19 protein-coding genes, 1 pseudogene and 1 riboswitch are annotated in these 21,753 nt (G+C 69.3%); of the genes and pseudogenes, 10 read left to right on the top strand and 10 right to left on the bottom strand.

Annotation, left to right across the window (positions count from 1 at the left end):
* Positions 1–3 precede the first annotated feature (3 nt).
* Positions 4–588 (top strand): isochorismatase family protein, encoded by a 585-nt coding sequence (locus FK219_RS04950; RefSeq protein ID WP_152582286.1) that lies wholly within the window; start codon positions 4–6, stop codon positions 586–588.
* 18 nt (positions 589–606) lie between these two features.
* On the opposite strand, the gene FK219_RS04955 is transcribed toward FK219_RS04950, so the two are convergent.
* The gene (locus FK219_RS04955) at positions 607–2,472 is read right to left on the bottom strand and encodes an ABC transporter ATP-binding protein (RefSeq protein WP_152582287.1); all 1,866 of its coding nucleotides are present in this window, start codon (positions 2,470–2,472) and stop codon (positions 607–609) included.
* Positions 2,473–2,548: 76 nt separating this feature from the next.
* On the opposite strand from FK219_RS04955, the gene FK219_RS04960 reads away from it, so the two are divergent.
* The 4 genes from FK219_RS04960 to FK219_RS13440 all read left to right on the top strand — a co-directional run bounded on the left by FK219_RS04960 (position 2,549) and on the right by FK219_RS13440 (position 6,272).
* Complete coding sequence (locus FK219_RS04960) at positions 2,549–3,475, top strand: ABC transporter ATP-binding protein (RefSeq protein WP_328821605.1); 927 nt, start codon at positions 2,549–2,551, stop codon at positions 3,473–3,475.
* Positions 3,472–4,314: an ABC transporter permease gene (locus FK219_RS04965; RefSeq protein WP_328821606.1), complete on the top strand. Its 843-nt coding sequence runs from the start codon at positions 3,472–3,474 to the stop codon at positions 4,312–4,314. The genes FK219_RS04960 and FK219_RS04965 overlap by 4 nt, the downstream gene beginning before the upstream one ends.
* Entirely contained in the window at positions 4,311–5,111 is an 801-nt protein-coding gene (locus FK219_RS04970; protein ID WP_152582289.1) for an ABC transporter permease, read from the top strand. The genes FK219_RS04965 and FK219_RS04970 overlap by 4 nt, the downstream gene beginning before the upstream one ends.
* A gap of 249 nt (positions 5,112–5,360) precedes the next feature.
* A complete protein-coding gene (locus FK219_RS13440) occupies positions 5,361–6,272 on the top strand; it encodes a hypothetical protein (protein ID WP_210416776.1) in 912 nt (303 codons plus the stop codon).
* A 28-nt stretch (positions 6,273–6,300) separates the two neighbouring features.
* Here the strand turns inward: FK219_RS13440 and ribH are convergent, their stop codons facing one another.
* The 5 genes from ribH to FK219_RS05000 all read right to left on the bottom strand — a co-directional run bounded on the left by ribH (position 6,301) and on the right by FK219_RS05000 (position 12,007).
* Entirely contained in the window at positions 6,301–6,780 is a 480-nt protein-coding gene (gene ribH, locus FK219_RS04980) for a 6,7-dimethyl-8-ribityllumazine synthase (protein ID WP_152582290.1), read from the bottom strand.
* Positions 6,777–8,066 (bottom strand): 3,4-dihydroxy-2-butanone-4-phosphate synthase, encoded by a 1,290-nt coding sequence (gene ribB / locus FK219_RS04985; protein ID WP_152582291.1) that lies wholly within the window; start codon positions 8,064–8,066, stop codon positions 6,777–6,779. The genes ribH and ribB overlap by 4 nt, the downstream gene beginning before the upstream one ends.
* A complete protein-coding gene (locus FK219_RS04990) occupies positions 8,063–8,683 on the bottom strand; it encodes a riboflavin synthase (RefSeq protein WP_152582292.1) in 621 nt (206 codons plus the stop codon). Before FK219_RS04990 ends, ribB begins: the two co-directional genes overlap by 4 nt.
* Positions 8,684–8,687: 4 nt before the next feature.
* Entirely contained in the window at positions 8,688–9,836 is a 1,149-nt protein-coding gene (gene ribD / locus FK219_RS04995) for a bifunctional diaminohydroxyphosphoribosylaminopyrimidine deaminase/5-amino-6-(5-phosphoribosylamino)uracil reductase RibD (protein WP_407941883.1), read from the bottom strand.
* Positions 9,837–9,902: 66 nt separating this feature from the next.
* Positions 9,903–10,036, bottom strand: a riboswitch (FMN riboswitch).
* Positions 10,037–10,156: 120 nt separating this feature from the next.
* Complete coding sequence (locus tag FK219_RS05000; RefSeq protein ID WP_168212495.1) at positions 10,157–12,007, bottom strand: alpha/beta hydrolase family protein; 1,851 nt, start codon at positions 12,005–12,007, stop codon at positions 10,157–10,159.
* 261 nt (positions 12,008–12,268) lie between these two features.
* Between FK219_RS05000 and FK219_RS05005 the strand changes: the two genes are divergently transcribed.
* The 5 genes and pseudogenes from FK219_RS05005 (at position 12,269) to FK219_RS14080 (ending at position 17,794) form a co-directional block, all read left to right on the top strand.
* On the top strand, positions 12,269–13,279 hold the full coding sequence (locus FK219_RS05005) for a sugar-binding transcriptional regulator (protein ID WP_152582293.1): 1,011 nt from the start codon (positions 12,269–12,271) through the stop codon (positions 13,277–13,279).
* Between the two features lie 98 nt (positions 13,280–13,377).
* Positions 13,378–15,120 (top strand): glycerol-3-phosphate dehydrogenase/oxidase, encoded by a 1,743-nt coding sequence (locus FK219_RS05010; protein WP_152582294.1) that lies wholly within the window; start codon positions 13,378–13,380, stop codon positions 15,118–15,120.
* Positions 15,117–16,631 carry a glycerol kinase GlpK gene (glpK, locus tag FK219_RS05015; RefSeq protein ID WP_152582295.1) on the top strand — a complete coding sequence of 505 codons (1,515 nt, stop codon included), beginning with the start codon at positions 15,117–15,119 and terminating at the stop codon, positions 16,629–16,631. Before FK219_RS05010 ends, glpK begins: the two co-directional genes overlap by 4 nt.
* A gap of 245 nt (positions 16,632–16,876) precedes the next feature.
* A pseudogene (locus FK219_RS14235) lies at positions 16,877–17,011 on the top strand (type IV toxin-antitoxin system AbiEi family antitoxin domain-containing protein); the annotation flags it as partial.
* A 258-nt stretch (positions 17,012–17,269) separates the two neighbouring features.
* A complete protein-coding gene (locus tag FK219_RS14080) occupies positions 17,270–17,794 on the top strand; it encodes an endonuclease domain-containing protein (RefSeq protein ID WP_328821607.1) in 525 nt (174 codons plus the stop codon).
* 65 nt (positions 17,795–17,859) lie between these two features.
* Here the strand turns inward: FK219_RS14080 and FK219_RS05025 are convergent, their stop codons facing one another.
* The 4 genes from FK219_RS05025 to FK219_RS05040 form a co-directional block, all read right to left on the bottom strand.
* Positions 17,860–18,660 carry an HAD family hydrolase gene (locus FK219_RS05025; RefSeq protein ID WP_328821608.1) on the bottom strand — a complete coding sequence of 267 codons (801 nt, stop codon included), beginning with the start codon at positions 18,658–18,660 and terminating at the stop codon, positions 17,860–17,862.
* Positions 18,657–19,661: a tryptophan--tRNA ligase gene (gene trpS / locus FK219_RS05030; RefSeq protein ID WP_235923769.1), complete on the bottom strand. Its 1,005-nt coding sequence runs from the start codon at positions 19,659–19,661 to the stop codon at positions 18,657–18,659. Before trpS ends, FK219_RS05025 begins: the two co-directional genes overlap by 4 nt.
* A 124-nt stretch (positions 19,662–19,785) precedes the next feature.
* Positions 19,786–20,634, bottom strand: a complete 849-nt coding sequence (locus tag FK219_RS05035; protein ID WP_152582297.1) for an exodeoxyribonuclease III — start codon at positions 20,632–20,634, stop codon at positions 19,786–19,788.
* Positions 20,635–20,684: 50 nt separating this feature from the next.
* Positions 20,685–21,752 carry a YihY/virulence factor BrkB family protein gene (locus tag FK219_RS05040; RefSeq protein WP_152582298.1) on the bottom strand — a complete coding sequence of 356 codons (1,068 nt, stop codon included), beginning with the start codon at positions 21,750–21,752 and terminating at the stop codon, positions 20,685–20,687.
* Between the last annotated feature and the right edge of the window lies 1 nt (position 21,753).

A 21,753-nucleotide genomic window follows, 5' to 3' on the forward strand; every position in this document is an offset into this window, starting at 1 on the left:
GACATGGCTCGCGCCCTGTTCATCATCGACGTGCAGAACGACTTCACCGAGGGTGGTGCTCTCGGCGTCGACGGCGGTGCGGCCGTCGCGGCGGCGATCACCGAGCACGTGCGACGGCATCCCGACCTCTACGACGTCGTCATCGCCTCACGAGACTGGCATGACGGCGACAACGACAACGGCGGGCACTTCGCGACGGATGCCGACCCCGATTTCGTGCTGACCTGGCCGGTGCACTGCGTGGCCGGCACCGACGGCGCCGAGTACCACGAGAGCATCGACACGGGCCTCATCGACATCCACGTGCGCAAGGGGCAGGGGGTGCCCGCCTATTCGATCTTCGAGGGGACGACCGACGACGGGCGATCCGTGCCGCAGGCACTCGATGAGCTCGAGGTGACCGAGATCGACGTCGTGGGGCTCGCGACCGACTACTGCGTGCGCGCCTCGGCCCTCGACGCCCTGCAGCACGGGCGCTCCGTGCGCGTCCTGCGCAATCTGGTCGCGGGAGTCGCCGCCGAGTCGAGCGAGGCTGCGCTCTCGGAGATCGCGACCGAGGGCGGCCACGTGGAGGTCAGTACCGATTGAGCCCGTGCGCGGCGCGGTCTACGTGAGCAGCTGGTGCTGCGCGAGCTCGCGGTACAGGGGCACGTCGCGCACGAGGTCCGCGTGCACGCCGGTGCCGATCACGCGTCCGTGCTCGAGCACGACGATCTGATCGCTGTCGACGACCGTCGACAGCCGGTGCGCGATGACGATGAGTGTGCGGTCGGCCGAGACAGCGTCGATCGCCTCGCGCATGAGCCGCTCGTTGACGCCGTCCAGCGATGACGTCGACTCGTCGAGCAGCAGGATCGAGGGAGCGGCGAGGAGTGCCCGGGCGATGGCGAGGCGCTGGCGCTCGCCGCCGGAGAGCATGACCCCGCTCTCGCCCACCTGCGCGTCGAGACCCTGGTCGCTGCGCTGCAGCACCTCGAGCAGGTTGACCCGTTCGAGCACCGCGACGCAGTCGTCGTCGCTCGCCATCGGTGAGCCGAGCAGGAGGTTGTCGCGCAGGGTACCGGCGAGCACGGGAGCATCCTGCTCGACATAGCCGATGCGGCCGCGCAGCTCGGTGCGATCGAGCGCGCGGATGTCGACGCCCTCCATGCGGATGACGCCCTCGGTCGGGTCGTAGAACCGCTCGATGAGCGACAGGATCGTCGACTTGCCCGCACCGCTCGGCCCCACAAGCGCCGTGCGCGAGCCCTGCGGCACCGAGAAGGTGACCCCGTCGAGCACTGTCCTCTCACGGTCACCGCCGTCGCTCGCGTCGCCGACGACCTCAGCTATCACCTTCTCCTGCTCGGTCTTGCGCGCGGCCTCCGGGTAGCGGAAGTGCACGTCGTCGAACGCGATCGCGGCACGGTCGGCGGTCGCCGCGGCAGGTGCCACGTCGGTGTCGCCCTCCGCCTCGCTGGGCAGGCCGATGATCTCCTGGATGCGCCCGAGCGCTCCGAGCGCGCTGTTGACGCTCGTGATCGCCCCGAAGGCCTGCCCGAGCGGGCCGATGAGGAGGAAGAGGAACAGGATGAAGGCGACGAGCTCGGCGATCTCGATGTCGCCGGCCGCGACGCGGTAGCCGCCCACGCCGAGCACCACGAGGAACGAGATCTGCAGCGCGATCGAGGAGATCGGCACGACGAGCGCGGAGATCTTGGCGACCTTGATGCCCTGGAGCCACGCGCCTCGAGCATCCTCGTGGATGGTCGTGATCTCGCGCTCGGTCGCATTCGCGGCGCGCACCGTGCGCACGGAGGAGATGGCCCGTTCGACGGCCGCGGCGAGGTCTCCCACCTTCTCCTGCGCCTTGCGGCTGGCGATGCGGATGCGCGCCGAGAGCAGCACGACGGTGACGACCGACACCGCGATCACGAGCACCGTGAGCAGCAGCAGCACGGGATCGATGATGATCATCGCCACGAGGGCGCCGAGGAAGGTGAGGCTGCCGCCGATCGCCTCGACGAGCCCTTGCGTGAGCACGGCGCGCAGCAGGGTCGTGTCACTGCCGACGCGGCTCACGAGGTCGCCCGTGCGGCGCTGGTCGAACTCGCTGATCGGCAGATGCAGCAGTCGGCGCACGAGCGTGCGGCGACTGGAGAGCACGACGCCCTCGCCCGTGCGCTGCAGCAGGTAGTGGCCGAATCCGCTGAGGAGGCCGGCGAGCACGACGAGGCCGACGAGCAGGGCCACGAGGCCGCCGAGCTCGCCGCCCTCCTCGACCGTAGAGATGACCTGGGCGACGAGGAGGGGCTGCGCGAGGGAGGCGCCCGCACCGAGCACGCTGATGACGATGACCCAGGAGAGCACCGTGCGGTGCTCGAGCAGGTAGGGCATGAGCTGGCTGAAGCTCGCGCGTGGGCCGTCGTCGACGGGCCGTCCGAGAAGGCTGCGTCGGGGGGTCGTGGGGGCCGGGGGTGCGCTCGAGCTCATGCCATGATCCTGCCCGACTCCGGCCATGAGCGAGCCGTGCGGCAGTGTCAGCCGCCCGGGTCTAGGCTCTGATCTCGTGCCAGAGTCCGTCATCTCCGCGACCGCCCTCACCAAGACCTACGGCGGTGTCGCCGCCGTCGACAGCATCGATTTCGAGGTCGCGCCCGGGGAGTCGTTCGGGTTGCTCGGGCCGAACGGCGCCGGCAAGTCGACGACGATGCGCATGGTGGGCGCGGTGTCGACGCGCACGAGCGGCGACCTGACGATCCTGGGCCTCGACCCGGAGCATCACGGCCCCGACATCCGCTCGCAGCTCGGCGTCGTGCCGCAGCAGGACAACCTCGACATGGATCTGCGCGTGCGCGACAACCTGCTTGTCTACGGGCGGTACTTCGGGCTGCCGCGCGCCCTCGTCGCCGAGCGCGCCGACGCCCTGCTCGAGTTCGCCCAGCTCGCCGACCGGGCCAAGTCGAAGGTCGACGACCTCTCGGGCGGAATGAAGCGCCGCCTCACGATCGCGCGTGCGCTCATCAACGAGCCGCGCATCCTGCTTCTGGATGAGCCGACGACGGGCCTCGACCCGCAGGCGCGGCACATCCTGTGGGATCGTCTGTTCCGCCTCAAGGAGCAGGGCACGACGCTCGTGCTGACCACGCACTACATGGACGAGGCCGAGCAGCTGTGCGACCGGCTCGTGGTCGTCGACAAGGGCCGCATCATGGCCGAGGGCTCGCCCGCTCAGCTGATTCGCGAGCACTCCAGCCGCGAGGTGCTCGAGGTGCGCTTCGGCAGCGACCGGAACGCGCACGTCGCCGAGCAGATCGTCGGGCTCGGTGAGCGCATCGAGGTGCTGCCCGATCGCCTGCTCATCTACAGCGCTAACGGAGAGGCCGACCTCGTCGCGCTGACCGAGCGCGGCCTGCACCCGATCACCTCGCTCGTGCGCCGCTCGAGCCTCGAAGACGTATTCCTGCGCCTCACGGGGCGGAGCCTGATCGAGTGACTGCCGCAGACACGACCGGTCGCATCGATCGAGAGGATGCCCGGCGCGCGCTCACCGCGGGCGTCGCGCCGCGCCGCTGGGGCAGCTGGTACGTCGCCGAGCACCGGCTCCTCGCGATGAAGGGCTACGTCGGCGAGGCGGTCTTCCAGAGCTTCGGCAACCCGCTCATCTACCTCTTCGCCCTCGGGGTGGGGCTCGCGAGCCTCGTGCCGCAGGGTGTCGCGGGAGTGAGCTACCTCGAGTTCGTGGCCCCCGCACTCATGGCGACGGCGGCGATGACGATCGCGGCCAACGAGACGACGTACCCCGTGCTCATGGGGTTCAAGTGGAACCCCACCTTCTTCGGCATGAACGCCGCCCCGCTCACGGGTGGGCAGATCGTGAACGGCATCATGCTCGCGATCCTCGCGCGCATGATCATGACCGTCACGATCTACTTCGGCGTCATCCTCGCCTTCGGGGCCGTGCCGTCCGCCTGGGGAGTGCTCGCGATCGGCTCCGCCGTGCTCACGGGCATGGCGATCGGGCTCGTGCTCTCGAGCTACACCTCGACCATCAAGGACGATCGCGGGCAGATGGCCATGATCCAGCGGTTCGGCATCATGCCGCTCTTCCTCTTCTCGGGCACGTTCTTCCCCCTCGAGCAGCTGCCCGTCTACCTGCAGCCGATCGGCTGGATCTCGCCGCTGTGGCACGGCGCCGAGCTCGGCCGCGTCGCCACGTACGGGCTCGAGGAGTCGCTGTGGCTCACCGTGACGCACGTGGGCTACCTGAGCGGCATCATCGTCGTGGGCCTGTGGGCGACGCGTCGCCACTTCGTGCGGCGGTTGAACCGATGACCGCCGTGCGCGCGCAGCGCGGCGCCCTGTATGCGGGCAACACGCGGGCGGTCATCCATCGTGGTCTTCTCGCGACCCGCAGCACCAACTACCTCGTCGTCTTCAGCGGGTTCTTCGAGCCCGTCTTCTACCTGCTCTCGCTCGGCATCGGCTTCGGCGCGCTCGTCGGCACCGTGCAGACCTCGACGGGTGCTGAGGTGTCGTACGCGGCGTACATCGCTCCCGCTCTGCTCGCGGTGTCGGCGATGAACGGCGCCGTCTACGACTCGACCTGGAACGTCTTCTTCAAGCTCAACTACGCCAAGCTCTACCAGGGCATGCTCACGACCTCGCTCGGGCCGCTCGATGTCGCGCTCGGCGAGATCCTGCTCGCCCTGCTGCGGGGTGCCATGTACGCGGTCGGCTTCATGGTCGTCATGCAGGTGCTCGGGCTCAACCTCGCGTGGACCGCTCTGCTCGCGCTGCCCGCCGTGCTCGTCATCGCCTTCGGCTTCGCGAGCGTCGGCATGGCCATCACGAGCTACTTCACGACCTTCCAGCAGGTGGAGTGGGTCACCTTCATCATGCTGCCGATGTTCCTCTTCTCGGCGACGTTCTACCCCATCTCGGTGTACCCGCACGTCATCCAGTGGGTGATCCAGGCGCTGCCGCTGTGGCACGGCGTCGAGCTCATCCGCGGTGTCACGACGGGCGCCCTCTCGCCCATGCTGTGGGTGCACCTCGGCTACTTCGGCGTCATGATCGCCGTCGGCATCGTCGTCGCGACGCGGCGGCTGCGTGCGCTCTTCCTGCGCTGACGCGCGCTCGCCGGGCTGACTCGCAGCGCATCGCCTTCGCCGCTTGCGCAGGCAATCCGACTCCGAGGGCTCTCCGAACAGTTCAGTACCCCCGACCGGGGGTCGCCAGTCCTCGGCCGTGACCCCAGTTCGCGGGTCATCCGTTCGTTTTTCGACTGCCCGCACTTGGTGCGCGGGTGGCCGCGGGCATAGCGTGGGATCAGCAGCCGGGGGGCTGCCGGCAAGGCCAAGCTTCGGGGGGAGCACAGCGTGTTGCGTTCAGTATTTTCAGGGGCCGCCATCGCGGCGGTCATCATCGTGGCGATTCCGGCGATCCCGGCGGCGATCACCGCCACGCCGTCGACGGCACCCGGTGGAGCGCCGAGCGCGAGCCTCATCGAGGCCGTGTCGCCCGCGTCCGTTCCGAGCCCGACACCGTCGCCGACCGTGCTGGACGCCGAGGATGCGCCCGCGGCCGTGGCATCGACGGAGGACGTCACGCAGGACGAGCCTCGCGAGGACGCGACCGACGGCGCCGGGAGCGCGCCGGAGCCGGAGCGCACCTCGTCCGGCGGGGCGACGTCGTCGGCGAGCGCGCCCGCGCCCGCCAACCGGACCGTCACGGAGGAATCCGACGTGGTCTACCGCGCGCTGCCGGCGCCGCTACCGAGCGAGCTCGCCACTCCCGCGTGCTCCGCCCCGATCTCCGGCAGCACCGCGGGTGCACCGAGTGCGACGTCCGCGCTGGGCGTCGCCGGCACCACGAGTGACGACCTGGCGTCGTTCGCGGCGCGGTACAACGAGATCCGGGTGGCGAACTGTCTGCCGCCGGTGCCGTTCGGCAATATTCGGTACGACTCGTGCATGGAGCAGCGTCTGTTCTGGATGGCGGAGGATCCCAGCACCGACCCGATGAGCGCGTGGGGTCACATCGGCTCGCAGCGCAGTGATGGTGTGCCCAGTGTGGGTTGCGATGGGAACCTTGCGGGCGGGTCGGGCAACACGGGGTCGACCGTGGCGCAGAAGTGGTGGGATTCCAGTGGTCACCGGGCGTCGCTGTACAAGCCGGGTAACACGGGCAGCATGGCGGGCACGTGCATCCTGTTCGCGATGACGCACGGTGGGGTGCCGAACGAGCCGTACAGCTTCACGCGGGCCGCCGCCCGCTGGGTGAGCTGCTAGAGCCGCGCGATCCCCGCACGTCTCGGGCCTAGACGCCGAGGCGGTGCGCGGCGCGCAGCGCGTGCACGGCCGCGATGGCGGCTTCGGCGGCTTCGGCGCCCTTGTCTTCCTTCGAACCGGGCAGGCCGGCGCGGTCGAGGCCTTGCTGTTCGTCGTCGAGGGTGAGCACGCCGAAGCCGACGGGCTTGCCGGTGTCGAGCGCGACGCGGGTGAGGCCGTCGGTGGCGGCGGCGCTCACGTACTCGAAGTGCGGTGTGCCGCCGCGGATGATGACGCCGAGGGCGACGACGGCGTCTGCACCGGCGTCGAGCACGGCCTTGCTCACGACGGGCAGCTCGAACGAGCCCGGCACGGCGTACTCGACGACGGTGGCGCCCGCGGCTTCGAGGGCGCGACGGGCTCCGGCACGCAGGCCGTCGGAGATCTCGGCGTGCCACTGCCCGGCGACGATCGCGATTGTCAGGCCGGTGCCGTCGGTGGTGAGGGTGGGTGCTCCTGCGCCGCTCATGGGGTGGTTCCTTCCAGGGTGGAGAGCACGGGTGCGCTCGTGATGGTCTCCGGCAGTCGGTGCCCCATGCGGTCGCGCTTCGCGCCGAGGTAGCCCTCGTTGTCGAGGCCCACTCCGACGAGGAGCGGCACGAGCTCGCTCACCTCGATGCCGTACTGCACGAGCTGGCGCTGCTTCTCGGGGTTGTTGGAGAGAAGGCGTACGCGGTGCACGCCGAGGTCGTGCAGCATGTCGCCGGCCGCTTCGTAGTCGCGGGAGTCGGCGGGTAGGCCGAGGGCGAGGTTGGCGTCGAGGGTGTCGTAGCCCTCTTCCTGGAGTCGGTAGGCGCGCAGCTTGTTGATGAGGCCGATGCCGCGCCCTTCGTGGCCGCGCAGGTAGAGCACCGCGCCTCCCTCGCGTTGGATCGTGTCCAGTGCGGCGTCGAGCTGGGGCCCGCACTCGCACTTGAGAGAGCCGAAGGCTTCCCCGGTAAGGCACTCGGAGTGGACGCGCACGATCATGTCGTCGCGGGGCATCCCGCTGATGATGGCGACGTGGTCGGCGCCGGTCTTGCGGTCGCGGTAGGCGCGCATCGTGAACGGGCCGTGGCTGGTGGGTACGGTCGTCTCGACCTCGAAGGAGACGCTGCTGGGGCGCGTGCTGCGCGGCTCGGCGGAGGCCGGCACGTAGGTCTCGCCCGAGTTCAGGAAGGCGATGAGGTCGACGATCGTGATGACCACGAGGCCCTCCTCCTCGCCGAAGCGGATCAGCTCGGGCAGCCGCATCATGTCACCGGTGTCGGCGATGACCTCCCCGATCGCGGCGACCGGGCGCAGACCGGCGAGCACCATGAGGTCTACTGCGGCCTCGGTGTGCCCGGCGCGCTCGCGCACGCCGCCGGGGCGGGCGCGCAGGGGCACGATGTGGCCGGGGCGGTGCAGGCTCGCGGGGGTGGAGGAGGCGTCGGCGAGCACGCGCAGGGTGCGGGCACGGTCGCCGGCGCTGATGCCGGTGGTGAGACCCTCTGCGGCGTCGACGGTGACGGTGTAGGCGGTGTGGCGGGGGTCCTCGCTCTCCCTGTCCGGCACCATGAGGGGCAGGGCGAGGGAGTCGGCGATCTCGGCCGTCATCGGCGCACATAGGAACCCACTGGTGTGGCGGATGGACCACGCCACCCACTGCGCGGTCGCCAGCTCGGCCGAGATGATGACGTCGCCCTCGTTCTCGCGGTTCTCGTCATCGGCCACGAGCACGGGCCGGCCCTGCCGCAGGGCGTCCAGCGCCTCAGGAATCGTGCCGATGCTCATGAGAGGTCCTCTCTGTCGTGCGCGCCGGCCCCGAACTGGGCGAGGCGTGCGATGTGCCGGGCGAGGATGTCCGTCTCGAGGTTCGCCGCGTCGTCGACCTCGAGGCTGCCGAGGGTCGTCGCACTCAGCGTCTCCGGGATGAGCGACACTTCGAACCACTCGTCGCCGACCGCGCTGACCGTGAGGCTGACGCCGTCGACGGCGATCGAGCCCTTGTCGACGACGAGCGGCGCGTGCGCGGCGTCGAGAGAGAAGCGCAGCACGCGCCACTGCCCCGCCTCGCGCACCTCGAGCACGGTCGTCGTACCGTCGATGTGCCCTTGCACGATGTGACCGCCGAGGCGGTCGCCGACAGCGGCGGCGCGCTCGAGGTTCACGGCGGCCCCCGCCGTCCAGGAGCCGATCGTCGACATCGCGAGGGTCTGGCCCATGACGTCGGCCGTGAACCAGTCGGCGCCCTGCTCGACGACGGTGAGGCACACTCCCATCACGCTGATGGAGTCGCCATGGGTCGCGTCGCTCGTCGCGAGGGGTCCGCGCACGGTCAGGCGTGCGGCGTCGCCGTGGGGCGCGAGGGCGACGATCTCGCCGAGTTCTTCGATCAGTCCGGTGAACATGGTGCTACCTCTCCTCGAGGGTCGAGCGGTCGGCGGCGTGAGAGCCGGGCGCAGACTGGGGGCGGGCGGTCACGAGCAGGTCGGTGCCCAGGGACTCGACGGAGCGGATGTTCAGCCGCAGTCCCTCCGCGATGGTGCCGATGCCCAGGTCGTCGAGGGCGAGCCGCGGCCCGCCGAGCAGCAGGGGCGCCAGGTACACGAGCACCTCGTCGACGAGTCCAGCGCGCAGGAACGCGCTCGCGAGGGTCGGCCCACCCTCCACGTAGAGCCGGCGCACGCCGCGCTCGGTGAGAGCGCTCAGCGCAGACTCCAGGTCACGATGGCCCACCTCGATGAGGCCCGCCGGGTGTTCGCGCAGTCGCGCGGTGGCGGGTACGGGTGTCTCTCCGAAGACGACGGGGAGGGGCTGGTGAGGCAGCAGCTCGCCGCCGTCACCGCGAGCCGTGAGGGAGGGGTCGTCGGAGAGGACGGTGCCTGTGCCGACGGCGATCGCGTCGTGGGCGGCGCGCTGATCATGCACGCGCTGGCGCGACGCGGTGCCGGTGATCCACTGGCTCGAGCCGTCGGCCGCGGCAGTGCGACCGTCGAGGGTCGACGCCCACTTGACGGTGACCCACGGGCGGCCCAGCCGCACGCTCGTGAGCCACGGGGTGAGCAGGTCGGTCGCCTCCTCCGCGAGCACGCCGCCGATGACCGGGATGCCCGCTGCACGGAGGCGCTCTGCGCCGCCGCCCGCTCGCGCGTCGGGGTCATCGATCGCGTACACGACCCGCGCAATGCCCGCGTCGATGAGGGCCTGGGCGCACGGGCCCGTGCGGCCGGTGTGGTTGCAGGGCTCGAGCGTCACGACGGCGGTGAGGCCCGCGGCGCGAGGGTCGGACGAGGCCAGCCCCTGGGCGGTCAGATCGCGAGCGTCGTCGAGCTGGGCGAGAGCATCCACTTCGGCGTGGGCGGTACCGGCGCCGCGATGCCAACCCTCCGCGACGATCTCGCCGTGCGCGTCCAACAGCACGCAGCCGACCTGGGGGTTACCCCCCGTGACGGGGCCGTGCTGCGCCAGACTCAGGGCGCGACGCATGGCGGCCTCGACGCGCGCGTCGACGGCCGAGCCCTCGAGTGCCGCGCCGTCGTGCGGCGCGTCTGTGCTGGTCATCCGCTGGTCTTCCCGGGTCCTCTGCGTCGTCAGGGTTCTCCGGGGTCGCGGCGGCAGGCTGCCGCTCGCGTGCTCCTCCCCTCCGGACTCTCACCGTCGGTACCGGAGTTCCACCGGTTCAACCGTTCGCGACTGCTCGTCGCTCGCGGGTCGCGGACTCTCACCGCCGGCTCGGACTTTCACCGACCCCGGAACACGTTCGTGTCTTCAGGGTAGTCAACATCGGAAGCCCTGGAGTATTCCCGCGTGTGGGCTGGGAACTCCCGGCACGACATTGGCCCCCGCGCTGTGCTGCGCGGGGGCCACCGGGTGTGCTGACGCTAGTAAGTGATGACCAGCGTGTTCGACACCGAGATGAGCACCACGACCGTGGCGTTGAGGAACCCGGCGATGTACGGGTTGCCGGTCGCGCGGTACAGCTTGCGCGACACGATCGCCGCCACCGCGAGGATCAGGATCACCGGGAACAGCCAGATGCTGAAGATACCCCCGAAGCCCGGGATCAGGTTGCCCGTGACCGCGAACGTCGTGTACTGCGCGACGACCAGGATGATCGGGCCGAGCGAGTTCGCCAGGGCGAGGATCGCCGTGTTGACCCACTCGCGTCCCGCCACCGTGACGCGGTTGAACGCGTTGATCGCGATCGAGTTCGCCACGAAGTAGAGCAGGAACAGCGGCAGCACGACCAGGGCGTAGCCGAACTTGTCCGGGGTGAACCACTTCACACCGATCACCCAGAGGCGGAAGTCAGTCTTGAACAAGTAGTCGACCAGGAACACGACCGCGTACATGAGGAACACGGTGGTGAGCGCCAGGCCGATGCCGTGGAAGAAGTTCTTCCAGCCGGGCAGCACTCCCGAGCCGCGCAGGCTCATGCCCGACTTCCGCCCGAAGGCGAAGTAGGCACCGATCATGATGATCGCGGCCGCGAGTCCGTTGATCGCCGCCCACACTCCGATGAAGAACACGGAGCCCGTGGGGACGAATGACGGCACCGCGTTGAAGGTGATGCCGAGCACCTCGGGCGTCTGGCTGACGAGGACGTAGCTCCACGCGGAGATCACGACGGAGACGGCGAGTCCCGCCCAGAACCAGATCTTCGGCACGCGCCCGGCGAGCGGCGCGATCTCGGCGGGCGCGACCGCGAGTCGGCGGAAGGCCGACGTCGTCAGGAGCGCGCGCGGGATCGCGACGAGCATGATGCCGAAGCCGACGAGGCCGAGGGCGGTGAAGAACTCCTTGAGCTGCCAGAGCTGGTTGCCCGCATCGAGCGGGGCCGGCGCCGGGAGGGTCTCCTCGAAGTAGTCGACGAGGTGCCCGACCGCCGTGCTCGACGTGGTGCTCCACGGGTGCGTCTGCGGCAGAGAGTAGATCACGCGGACCGCTTCGGTGCCGTCGATGTTCTCCGTGTAGATCGTGCTGCCCTCGCGCTCCTCGGTGAGGTCGGCGGGGTCGGCTCCGAAGTTGAGGAACGACTGCGCGTTGGGCGTGCCGAGGTAATCGCGCGGCGCGGTCAGCTGAACGCCGTTCTCGTCGTAGCTGCGGAAGAAGAACTCGTCGTACTGCGCCTGGATGAGGCCGACGTCGCGCGAGCCGTACACGTTCGTGTAGATGCCATCGCCGTCGACGTAGAGCGGGTCGTTGTCGACCAGCAGAATCGAGGAGATGAGCGGGTCGCCCGAGGCGTCATCGAGCGGTACCGAGAAGTTCGCGGCACGGGCGCCGTTGGAGTGCCCGGTGACGCCGATGGCGTCGCGATCGACGTAGGGCAGGTCGGCCAGAAGCAGCACGGCGTCGTACATGCCGGTGCCGCCGACGGCGATCTCGTCCACGGGGAGCGGGTCGGAGTTGCCGTGCCCGTACATGTCGATGGACATGACGACGTAACCGCGGCGCGCGAGCTCGACGTAGTTCGGGGTCTGCATCTCGCGGTTGTTCCACCAGCCGTGGCTCACGACGATGGCGGGCGCCGGGCTCTCGGCCGTGGCGTTGGCCGGCGTGAACAGCAGCGCGTTCAGAGTTCGACCGGAGGCGGTCTCCCACTTCAGGTCGTCGACCTTCACGTTGCCGCCAGCGGTCTGGACCAGTGATGCACCGATCCCGGAGATCAGGGCGAAGATGAGCGCGAGGGCGAGCCAGAAGCCGTTGCGCTTGAAGAGTGCTTGTCTCATATCGAGTTCAAACTCCTTTGTTGTGAACTGTCACGCGCCCGGTGGGCGACGCGCTGCGAGAGCGCCGTGAACGGGGTGGGCAGACGGTGGAGGATCGCGTCCGCATACGAACACTAAGGCGGTGTCGCGGCATGAGACGCGCTCTGGAACCAATCTGCACAAACGTGCGTCGGGCTGGGACGCGGACGTTCTGTGCCATAGAGTGACCACCTGCATGTTCGACCAGAGCAGTTGCACATTCGTTCAGGAGGTGCCGGCGCGATGCCGCAGACCAGCAGCGAGGCGCTCAAGGCAGCGAGTGCGCTCAAGGCCGCCAAGATGTACTACCTGCAAGACCTCACGATGGGCGCCATCGCGACGGAGCTGCGCACCTCACGCTCGTCGGTCTCGAGGCTGTTGAGCTTCGCGCGGGAGAGCGGCCTGGTCGACATTCGCATTACCTCGCCGTTCGATCGGGGCTCCGCTCTCGAGCAGGATATCCACTCCAGGTTCGGGGTCACGGCGCATGTGGTGCCGATGCCCGAATCGATCAGCGATATTGATCGTCTCGAGCGCGTCGCGATGACGGCGGGACGAATCCTCGGGGGATTCGTCGACTCGAACATGATCATCGGCGTCGCCTGGGGCTCGACGGTGGGTGCCATCAGTCGGCACCTCGTCGCGAAACCGGTGCACAACACCGTGGTCGTGCAACTGAACGGCGCCGGCAACACCCAGACCACGGGCATCGACTACGCGAGCGAGATCTTGCAGCGCTTTAGTTCTGCTTACTCCGCGCAGATCCAGCAATTTCCCGTCCCCGCGTTCTTCGATGATCCGCGCACGAAGGAGGGGCTGTGGCGGGAGCGGAGCACCAAGCGACTGCTCGATATCCAGGCTCGTCTCGACCTGGCCATCTTCGGGCTCGGCTCCCCGTTCGCGGAGATTCCGAGCCAGGTGTACATCGGCGGCTATCTCGACGCCGAGGACTACCGCAGCCTCAGTGAGGACGGCGCCGTCGGCGACGTGGCCACGGTGTTCTACCGACCTGATGGCACGTCGAGCGACATCGCCCTGAACAGTCGTGCATCGGGCCCCAGTCTCGACCGGTTGCGCAAGGTGGCACGACGGGTGTGCGTCGTCTCCGGCGTGCAGAAGCTCGCGAGCCTGCGCGGTGCGCTCGCGGCAGGGCTCATCACCGATCTCGTGCTCGACGAGAGTCTGGCGAGTCGCGTGGTGGAGCCGGACGGTCGCGTATCGGAGTCGGCGCAGAGCGATCGCACTGTCGCCTGATTGCGTGCACGTTTGTGCATACGCTTTGGGTAGATGTGTCGTTCTGACCAAGATGGGTGCGACCCCCGACCTCCCCGACCGATGGGCCCTCCGATCCGATGACCGCATCAGCCGCGACACCCGCGCGTTCAGAACTGCTCGCCGACATCCGCGAGAAGGCCTCGGCGGTCGACGTCCTCGTGATCGGCGCCGGCATCAACGGCATTGCGACCTTCCGCGATCTCGCCCTCAACGGCGTGAGCGTGCTGCTGGTCGACCGCGGCGACTTCTGCTCGGGAGCATCCGCTGCCTCGTCCCACATGATCCACGGCGGCATCCGGTACCTCGAGAACGGCGAGTTCCGCCTCGTCCAGGAGTCCGTGCACGAGCGCAACGCCCTGCTGCGTCTCGCCCCGCACTACGTGCGCCCGCTGGCCACGACCATCCCGATCTTCTCGACGTTCTCGTCGATCATCCAGGCGCCCCTCAAGTTCCTCGGCCTGCGCCCGAGGAAGCGCCGAGAGCGCGGGGCGCTCATCATCAAGGCCGGGCTCACGATCTACGACCTGTTCTCGCGCGACGGCGGCAGGGTGCCCCGCCACCAGTTCCGCGGTGCGACGGCCTCGAAGCAGCTCCTGCCCGAGCTGCGCGACGATGTGCGGTGGACGGCCACCTACTACGACGCCTCGATGCACGATCCCGAGCGCCTCGCCCTCGACGTGCTCACCGACGGTCTCGACGCCGGTGACCACGCGCAGGCCCTCAACTACGTGGAGGCCATCGGCATGGACGTCGACGGCGTCGTGAGCCTGCGCGACGTCATCGGCGGCGAGACGTGGGAGGTGCATCCCTCGGTCGTCGTCAACGCTTCGGGGCCGTGGACGGACCTCACCAATGAGGCACTCGGCGATGCCTCCCAGTACATGGGCGGCACGAAGGGCTCGCACATCGTGCTCGACCACCCCGAGCTGCTCGCCGCGTGCGCGGGGCGGGAGATCTTCTTCGAGTTCACCGACGGCCGCATCGTGCTCATCTACCCCCTCAAGGGGCGCGTTCTCGTCGGCACGACCGACCTGCCGCACGACATGGGCGACCCCATCGTCTGCACCGAGGACGAGGTCGACTACTTCTTCGGGCTCATCCGTCACGTCTTCCCCGCGATCCAGGTCGATCGCGACCAGATCGTCTTCCGCTTCTCCGGCGTGCGCCCCCTGCCCCGGCAGGACGCCGACTCGACCGGCCAGATCTCGCGCGACTACCGCGTCGAATCGCGCCGGGTTGCCACGACCACCGTGCTGAGCCTCATCGGCGGCAAGTGGACGACCTTCCGCGCGCTCGGCGAGCAGCTGAGCGACCGCGTGCTCGCGCTGCTCGGCCGCGATCGCGGCGTGAGCACGGACGGCCGCCTCATCGGTGGGGCCGTCGGCTACCCCACGACGGCGGATGCTCGGCTCGCGTGGAGCGAGCGCGTCGCGCCGGGCATCCCGCGCGACCGCGTCGAGACCCTCCTGGACCGCTACGGCACGAGCGCTGAGCAGATTCTTCGGCGCATCGAGACAGAGGGTGATGCCCCCCTCGCCAGCGCTCCCGGCTACTCCCGCACCGAGATGCTCCACCTCATCGAGGCGGAGCGGGTCGTGCGGCTGAGCGACATCGTGATGCGGCGCACCTCGATGGCGTTCATCGGAGAAGTCGGGTACCCCCTGCTCGCCGAGCTCGCCGAACTCGCCGCCGTGCCGCTCGGATGGGATGCTGGACGCATCGCGGAGGAGATCGCCGAGACAGCAGAACTGCTGCGTGAGAAGCACGGAGTCACCGGGATCGAGGCACCGTCGCCCGCCCCAGGAAGGAACCGAACGTGAGCCAGCACATCGTCGCCATCGACCAGGGCACCACGAGCACCCGCGCGATCATCATCGACCACGGTGGAGCGATCGTCTCCGTCGGGCAGCTCGAGCACGAGCAGATCTTCCCGCACGCGGGCTGGGTCGAGCACGACGCGAGCGAGATCTGGAACAACACGCGCGAGGCGATCGGCCAGGCCCTCTCCAAGGCCAACCTCACACGCCACGACGTCGCCGCGATCGGCATCACCAACCAGCGCGAGACCGCCGTCGTGTGGGACCGCGCGACGGGCAAGCCCATCTACAACGCCATCGTGTGGCAGGACACGCGCACGCAGCACCTCGTCGACCGCATCGCCGACGGCGACGTGCGGCGCTTCGCGGAGACGACGGGCCTGCCGCTCGCCACCTACTTCAGCGCGAGCAAGATCGCGTGGATCCTCGAGAACGTCGAGGGGGCCCGTGAGCGTGCCGAGGCCGGCGAGCTGCTCTTCGGCACGACCGACACGTGGGTGCTCTGGAACCTCACGGGCGGCACCGAGGGTGGCGTGCACGCGACCGACGTCACCAACGCGAGCCGCACGCTGCTCATGGACCTGCGCTCGCTCGACTGGGACGACGCGCTGCTCGAGGCCTTCGGAGTGCCTCGCTCGATGCTGCCCGAGATCCGCTCCTCTGCCGAGGTCTACGGCCGCGCGTCGACGCACTCGCTGCTGCGCGAGGTGCCCGTGGCGGGCATCCTCGGCGATCAGCAGGCGGCCACCTTCGGTCAGGCGGCATTCGATGCCGGCGAGTCGAAGAACACCTACGGCACCGGCAACTTTCTCATTGTGAACACGGGTGAGGAGATCGTGCGCAGCGAGCACGGGCTCATCACGACGGTCGCCTACCGGCTCGGCGACGAAGCACCGCGCTACGCACTCGAAGGCTCGATCGCCGTGACGGGCTCGCTCGTGCAGTGGCTGCGCGACAACCTCGGCCTCATCTCCTCGGCGCCCGAGGTGGAGAAGCTCGCGCTCTCGGTCGAGGACAACGGCGGCGCGTACATCGTGCCCGCGTTCTCGGGGCTCTTCGCCCCGTACTGGCGGCCCGATGCCCGCGGCGCGATCGTGGGCCTCACCCGCTACGTCACGAAGGCGCACCTCGCGCGCGCGGCGCTCGAGTCGACGGCGTTCCAGTCGCGCGAGGTGCTCGACGCCGCCGACGCCGGCACGGATGTGCCGATCGCCGAGCTCAAGGTCGATGGCGGGATGACCGCCAACGAATTGCTCATGCAGTTCCAGGCCGACATCCTCGGCATCCCCGTCGTGCGGCCCGCCGTCGCCGAGACCACTGCGCTCGGCGCCGCCTATGCGGCTGGGCTCGCCGTGGGCTTCTGGGAGTCCCGCGACGAGCTGCGGGAGCTGTGGCGTGAGGATAAGCGCTGGGAGCCGCGCATGAGCGAGGAAGAGCGCGAGCGTCGCCTGCGCCTGTGGAAGAAGGCGGTCACCCGCACCTTCGACTGGGTCGACGACGACAGCGAGGCGTAGCCCGCAGCGCGGCACGGCGCGGCAACGCGCACGGTACGTCGGCGAGCCGGCCGAGGGGTGCTCGAGCGCTCGCGCATGTTCGCAACTCAGGCTGAGGTGACAGAAGTGAGCGGTTGACCTGCCACCCAGGTCGATCCTGCCTGAGTTGCGAACGGCCGTCCCTGCACAGGCTGTGCGAGCGGTCACCTCGACCCAGATCGCTAGTGAGCCACGAAGGGAGGCCCAGGTGCCATCACAGTGGTGCGATGGATGCTCTCTCCGCCTTCAGCGCCCGCGACACTCTGTGCCTCACTCGTCGAGACCTCCTCGTCACCGGGGTCAGCCCCCGCGCTATCGCCTCGTCAGTACACGCTGGGGTGGTTGTTCGCGCTCGCCGAGGCGTCTACTGTCCAGCCTCCGCCCCGAGGCACGTCATTCGAGCCCTTCGTGTAGGCGGCCTTGCGGCCTGCACGACGGCGGCCGAGACCTTTGGCTTCTGGGTACCCGAGAGTCGAATCACGGAGGTCTGGCTGCCTCATCAGGCATCTCGGCTGCGCAGCCCGGATAGTCGGCGCGTACCACTCGCGCACGCCGACCGGGCTCGACTCAGCACCCACTGGAAACCTCTGACGCATCCGGCTGCAGCATCCTCGTGGCGCGTGGGGGCACAGGATGCGATCCTCCAGGTGCTGGGCTGCCTGCCGCGCGAGCTCGCCATCGCCGTGCTCGACAGCGCTCTCGCGGCGGGCGCCGTGGGCGGGTTCGAGTTGGACGCTGTCGCGGGACTCCTGTCAGCTCGTCGGCGACCGTGGCTGGCGCTCGCCGATGGACGAGCCGGCTCAGGTACAGAGACACTCGTGCGGCTGGCCCTGCGCGACGCAGGTCTTCGAGTCACCCCTCAAGTCAGGATTCCGGGCGTGGGTCGCGTAGACCTGCTCGTCGGCACGAAGGTAGTCGTCGAGGTCAACAGCGAGTTGTGGCATTCGACTGCGGTGCAGCGCGCCGAGGACTATCGACGCGATCTGGCGCTCGCCCGTCTCGGCTACACCGTCATTCGCGTGAGCTACGACCAGGCAATGAATAGCCGCGACCAGGTGGTACTGGCGGCTCTTTCGGCAGTTCGCTCGACGGGCACGGCGAGTCAATCGCTGCGCCACCGCCGCTCGCAACTCCGGCAGAGCTGACCCATGTGCACGGTGGAACTGTCACTCATGTTGATTTTGCCTGAGTTGCGAACAGGGCGGTGGATTCAGGGGGCGAGCAGGGCGGGCAGGTCGCGCAGGCTGCGGATGCTCGGCACACCGGCGGGGAGGGTGACGTGCGACTCGGAGGTCGTGTCGTTGCGGTGCGCACCGCGGTCGAGCCAGACGCCAAGCATCCCCGCCTCGTGCGCGCCGACGGCGTCAGTGCGCACGCGGTCGCCGACGTAGGCGCACGCCGAGGCGGGGGCGCCGAGTGCGGAGGCGGCCGCGGCGAAGATCGCCGGGTCGGGCTTGGTCGTGCCCAGCTCGCCGGAGGCGATGAGGCGGCCGCGTCGGCCTGAGTCGTCGACGGCTCCGTCGCGCCGCACGGGGGTCAGGTCGAGGCGGTTCCACAGGTCGATGCGGTGCAGCTTGTCGGTCTGGAAGGCGAGGTCGCCGTTCGTGATGATGCCGAACCGGATGCTCGGCACCGCCGACTCGAGGGCGTCGAGTGCGGGCAGCACGTCGTCGAAGAGGGTCCAGCTGTCGCGGTATCCGTGCAGGTACTCGGCGAACCAGGCGAGGGCCGCATCGTCGTCGAGACGAATGCCGTAGGGAGCATGCAGGTCGCGGGCGCGGTGGATGCGCTGCCCCTCGTAGTCGAGCTCGCCGCTGAGGTAGCGCGCGTAGTGCAGCTCTTCGAGCTCGCGCCAGCGAGCCTGCACGGCCGCTTTCTCGTCGGTGGCGAACTGGCCGCCCGCGGCCCGCTGCGCGAGTGCGATCGCGAGGTCGACAGCGCGCGAGTGCGCCATGAGCGTGTCATCCAGGTCGAACAGGACCACCCGGATGTCGGGTGCGGCGCCGCTCACGCGCGGGGAAGGAAGCCGACGGCGTCGTACACGCGCGCGAGCGTCGCGTCGGCGATGCTCTCGGCACGGGAGGCGTTCACGGCGAGCAGGCGGTCCAGCTCGGCGGGGTCGTCGAGCAGTTCGAGGGTGCGCTCCCGGATCGGCCTGAACGCCTCGACCACGGCCTCGGCGACCGCGCCCTTGAGGGCGCCGTACTGCAGCCCGTCGAAGTCGGCCTCGACGTCGGCCACCGTGCGCTCGGTCACGATCGCGAGGATCGACAGCAGGTTCGACACCCCCGGCTTCTCGGCCGGGTCGAACCGCACGACGCCCTCCGAGTCGGTGACGGCCGACTTGATCTTCTTCGTCAGCACCTTCTCGTCGTCGAGCAGCCACAGAATGCCCGCGGGGCTCTCGCCCGACTTCGACATCTTCGCGCCGGGATTCTGCAGGTCGTAGATCTTCGCGGTCTCCTTGAGGATGCGCACCTCGGGTACGACGAGCGTCTCACCGAATCGCGAGTTGAAGCGCCCCGCGAGGTCGCGCATGAGCTCGACGTGCTGACGCTGGTCCTCCCCGACGGGCACCACGGCCGCGTCGTAGAGCAGCACGTCGGCGGCCTGCAGAATCGGGTAGGTGAAGAGCCCGACGGAGGCAGAGTCGAGACCGCCCCGCGCCGCCTTGTCTTTGAACTGGGTCATGCGCGAGGCCTCGCCGAAGCCCGTGATCGTGTTGAGCACCCACGCCAGTTCGGCGTGCGCCCGCACGTGCGACTGCACGAAGAGCGTCGAGTGCTCGGGGTCGATGCCCGCGGCGATGTACTGCGCGGCCGTGCGGCGGGTGCGCTCGCGCAGCTCGGTCGGATCCTGCGGAACGGTGATCGCGTGGAGGTCGACGACGCAGAAGATCGCGTCGTGGGTCGACTGCATCTCGCGCCACTGCAGCAGGGCGCCGGCGTAGTTGCCGAGGTGCAGGCTGGCGGCGGAGGGCTGCATGCCCGAGAACAGGCGGGGGAGGCTCATAGGTATATTGTCGCAGTGGATGCCCGGCTCACGTGAACCGACGAGCGCGCTGGAGCTTTGGCGATCGCATCGCGATCGTGCGACGCCAGCGCCGACGAGGCTATGCCTCGTCAGTTCCCGCAAGCTACGGCAACAGGTAGTCCACCACCACGGGCGCGTGGTCGCTCCACCGCGTGTCCCACGAGGCGGCGCGGTCGACGGCGTACGACTGCACGGTCTCGGCGAGTGCGGGCGTGGCGACGTGGTAGTCGATGCGCCACCCGGTGTTGTTGTCGAAGGCCTGGCCGCGCTGCGACCACCAGGTGTACGGCCCGTCGACCTCGCCGGCCCAGCGGCGGCCGACGTCGACCCAGCCGAGCCCCGGTCCCGTAGAGCCATCAACGCCCTCGATGGGCTCATCGAGTGCCCCGAAGAAACGGTCGAAGTACGCCCGTTCGCGCGGCAGGAAGCCGGCGTTCTTGCGGTTGCCTCGCCAGTTCTTGATGTCGAGCTCGCGATGCCCGACGTTGAGGTCGCCGACGACGAGCGCGTACCGGCTGTGCGCGGCGAGCTCGGGCAGTCGAGCCTCCATGGCGTCGAGGAAGCGGTACTTCTCGACCTGCTTGGGGGTGTCGACCTCGCCCGAGTGCACGTAGGTCGACACCACCGTGAGGGTCGTGCCGCCGAGGTCGAGGTCGGCCTCGAGCCAGCGCCCGGCGCTGTCGAAGTCGTCGTCGCCGAGCGCGACGCGGTGAGCGCTGAACTCGCGGCGGGCGGCGAGCGCGACGCCCGCGCGGCCCTTCGCCGTGGCGGCATCGTGCAGCACGAACCAGTCGTCGCCCAGGAGGCCGGTCACGTCGTCGGTCGAGGCACGCACCTCTTGGAGGGCGAGGATGTCGACGCCCCGGGCATCCAGCCAGTCGCCCATGCCCTTACGGTACGCGGCGCGCACTCCGTTGACGTTGACACTCGCGATGCGCACCGGTGAAGTCATGCCTCCAGTCTACGAAGCACGCCCGACGTGCGAGACCGGCCGCCCGGCGCTCACGAGCGCGAGAAGCGGCCTTTCAGGCGCTGCCAGAAGCCTGGCGGGTCCTCCGGCTCAGGGTCGTAGTAGTCGAGCAGCTCGCGGGCCTGCTTCAGCCGCGTCGCGAGGTAGTCCTCGTCGAGCACGATGCGGTCGTCCTTGATGCCGACGGCGACCCACGCGGCTGCCGCGAGCACGACCTGGCACACCAGGTTGAACCAGATGAGCAGACCGATGAAGACGGCGAAGCTCGCGATGAGCGGGTTGTTGCTCGCGCCACCCAGCAGGCTGTTACCGAGCACCTTGAGGCCGCCCAGGGCGACCGCGCCGATGAGGGCGCCCTGCCGCAGCCGGCGCAGCGGGATGCGCACGCCCGCGAGCACCCGGTACAGTGCGGCGAGCACGACCGCGTCGAGCAGGAACATGACGCCCAGGGTGATGATGCGGCCGACGACGGTGCTCGTCGTCGAATCGCGGATGCCCACCCATTCGAGCACGGTGTCCAACGCTAGCGTGCTCACGACCGAGAGCACTGCGGAGAGCACCAGCAGGGCGCCGAAGCCGACCGCGAGACCGAGGTCCTTGAGCTTCAGCAGGGCGACATTCTGGTCCAGGAGCGGCAGATCGAAGATCGAGCGCACCGCCTCGCGCGCCGAGGCCAGCCAGTTGAGCGCGGCGAGCAGCAGCACCACGGCCGCGATCGCGCCCTGCCAGCTGAAGGCGTCCACGCTCGCCGCGAGCAGATCCTCCGGGTCGACGATGCCCTCCTGGCTGTCCGTCGTGATGAGACCCGGCACCGTCTGAGCGAGCACGTCGATGAGCGAGTCGCGCAGCCCGAGGTTCGTCGCGATCACGACACCGGCGATCGCGAAGCCGATCCACAGGGCCGCGAAGACGGCGAAGATCGCCTGGAACGCCAAGCCCGACGCCAGGATGGGCCCGCGCTTCGCCGTGTAGTGCTGCACGACGCGCACCGGTCGGGACTGCAGGACGGTCGTCAGGAGCCCCATCGCGCGGTCCTTGAACGACGGCGACTCCTCCTTATCAGGCTCCAGCGGGGCGCGGGAGGCGGACGTGCGAGGCATG

This window comes from Microcella pacifica (assembly GCF_009371975.2).
GTDB lineage: Bacteria > Actinomycetota > Actinomycetes > Actinomycetales > Microbacteriaceae > Microcella > Microcella pacifica.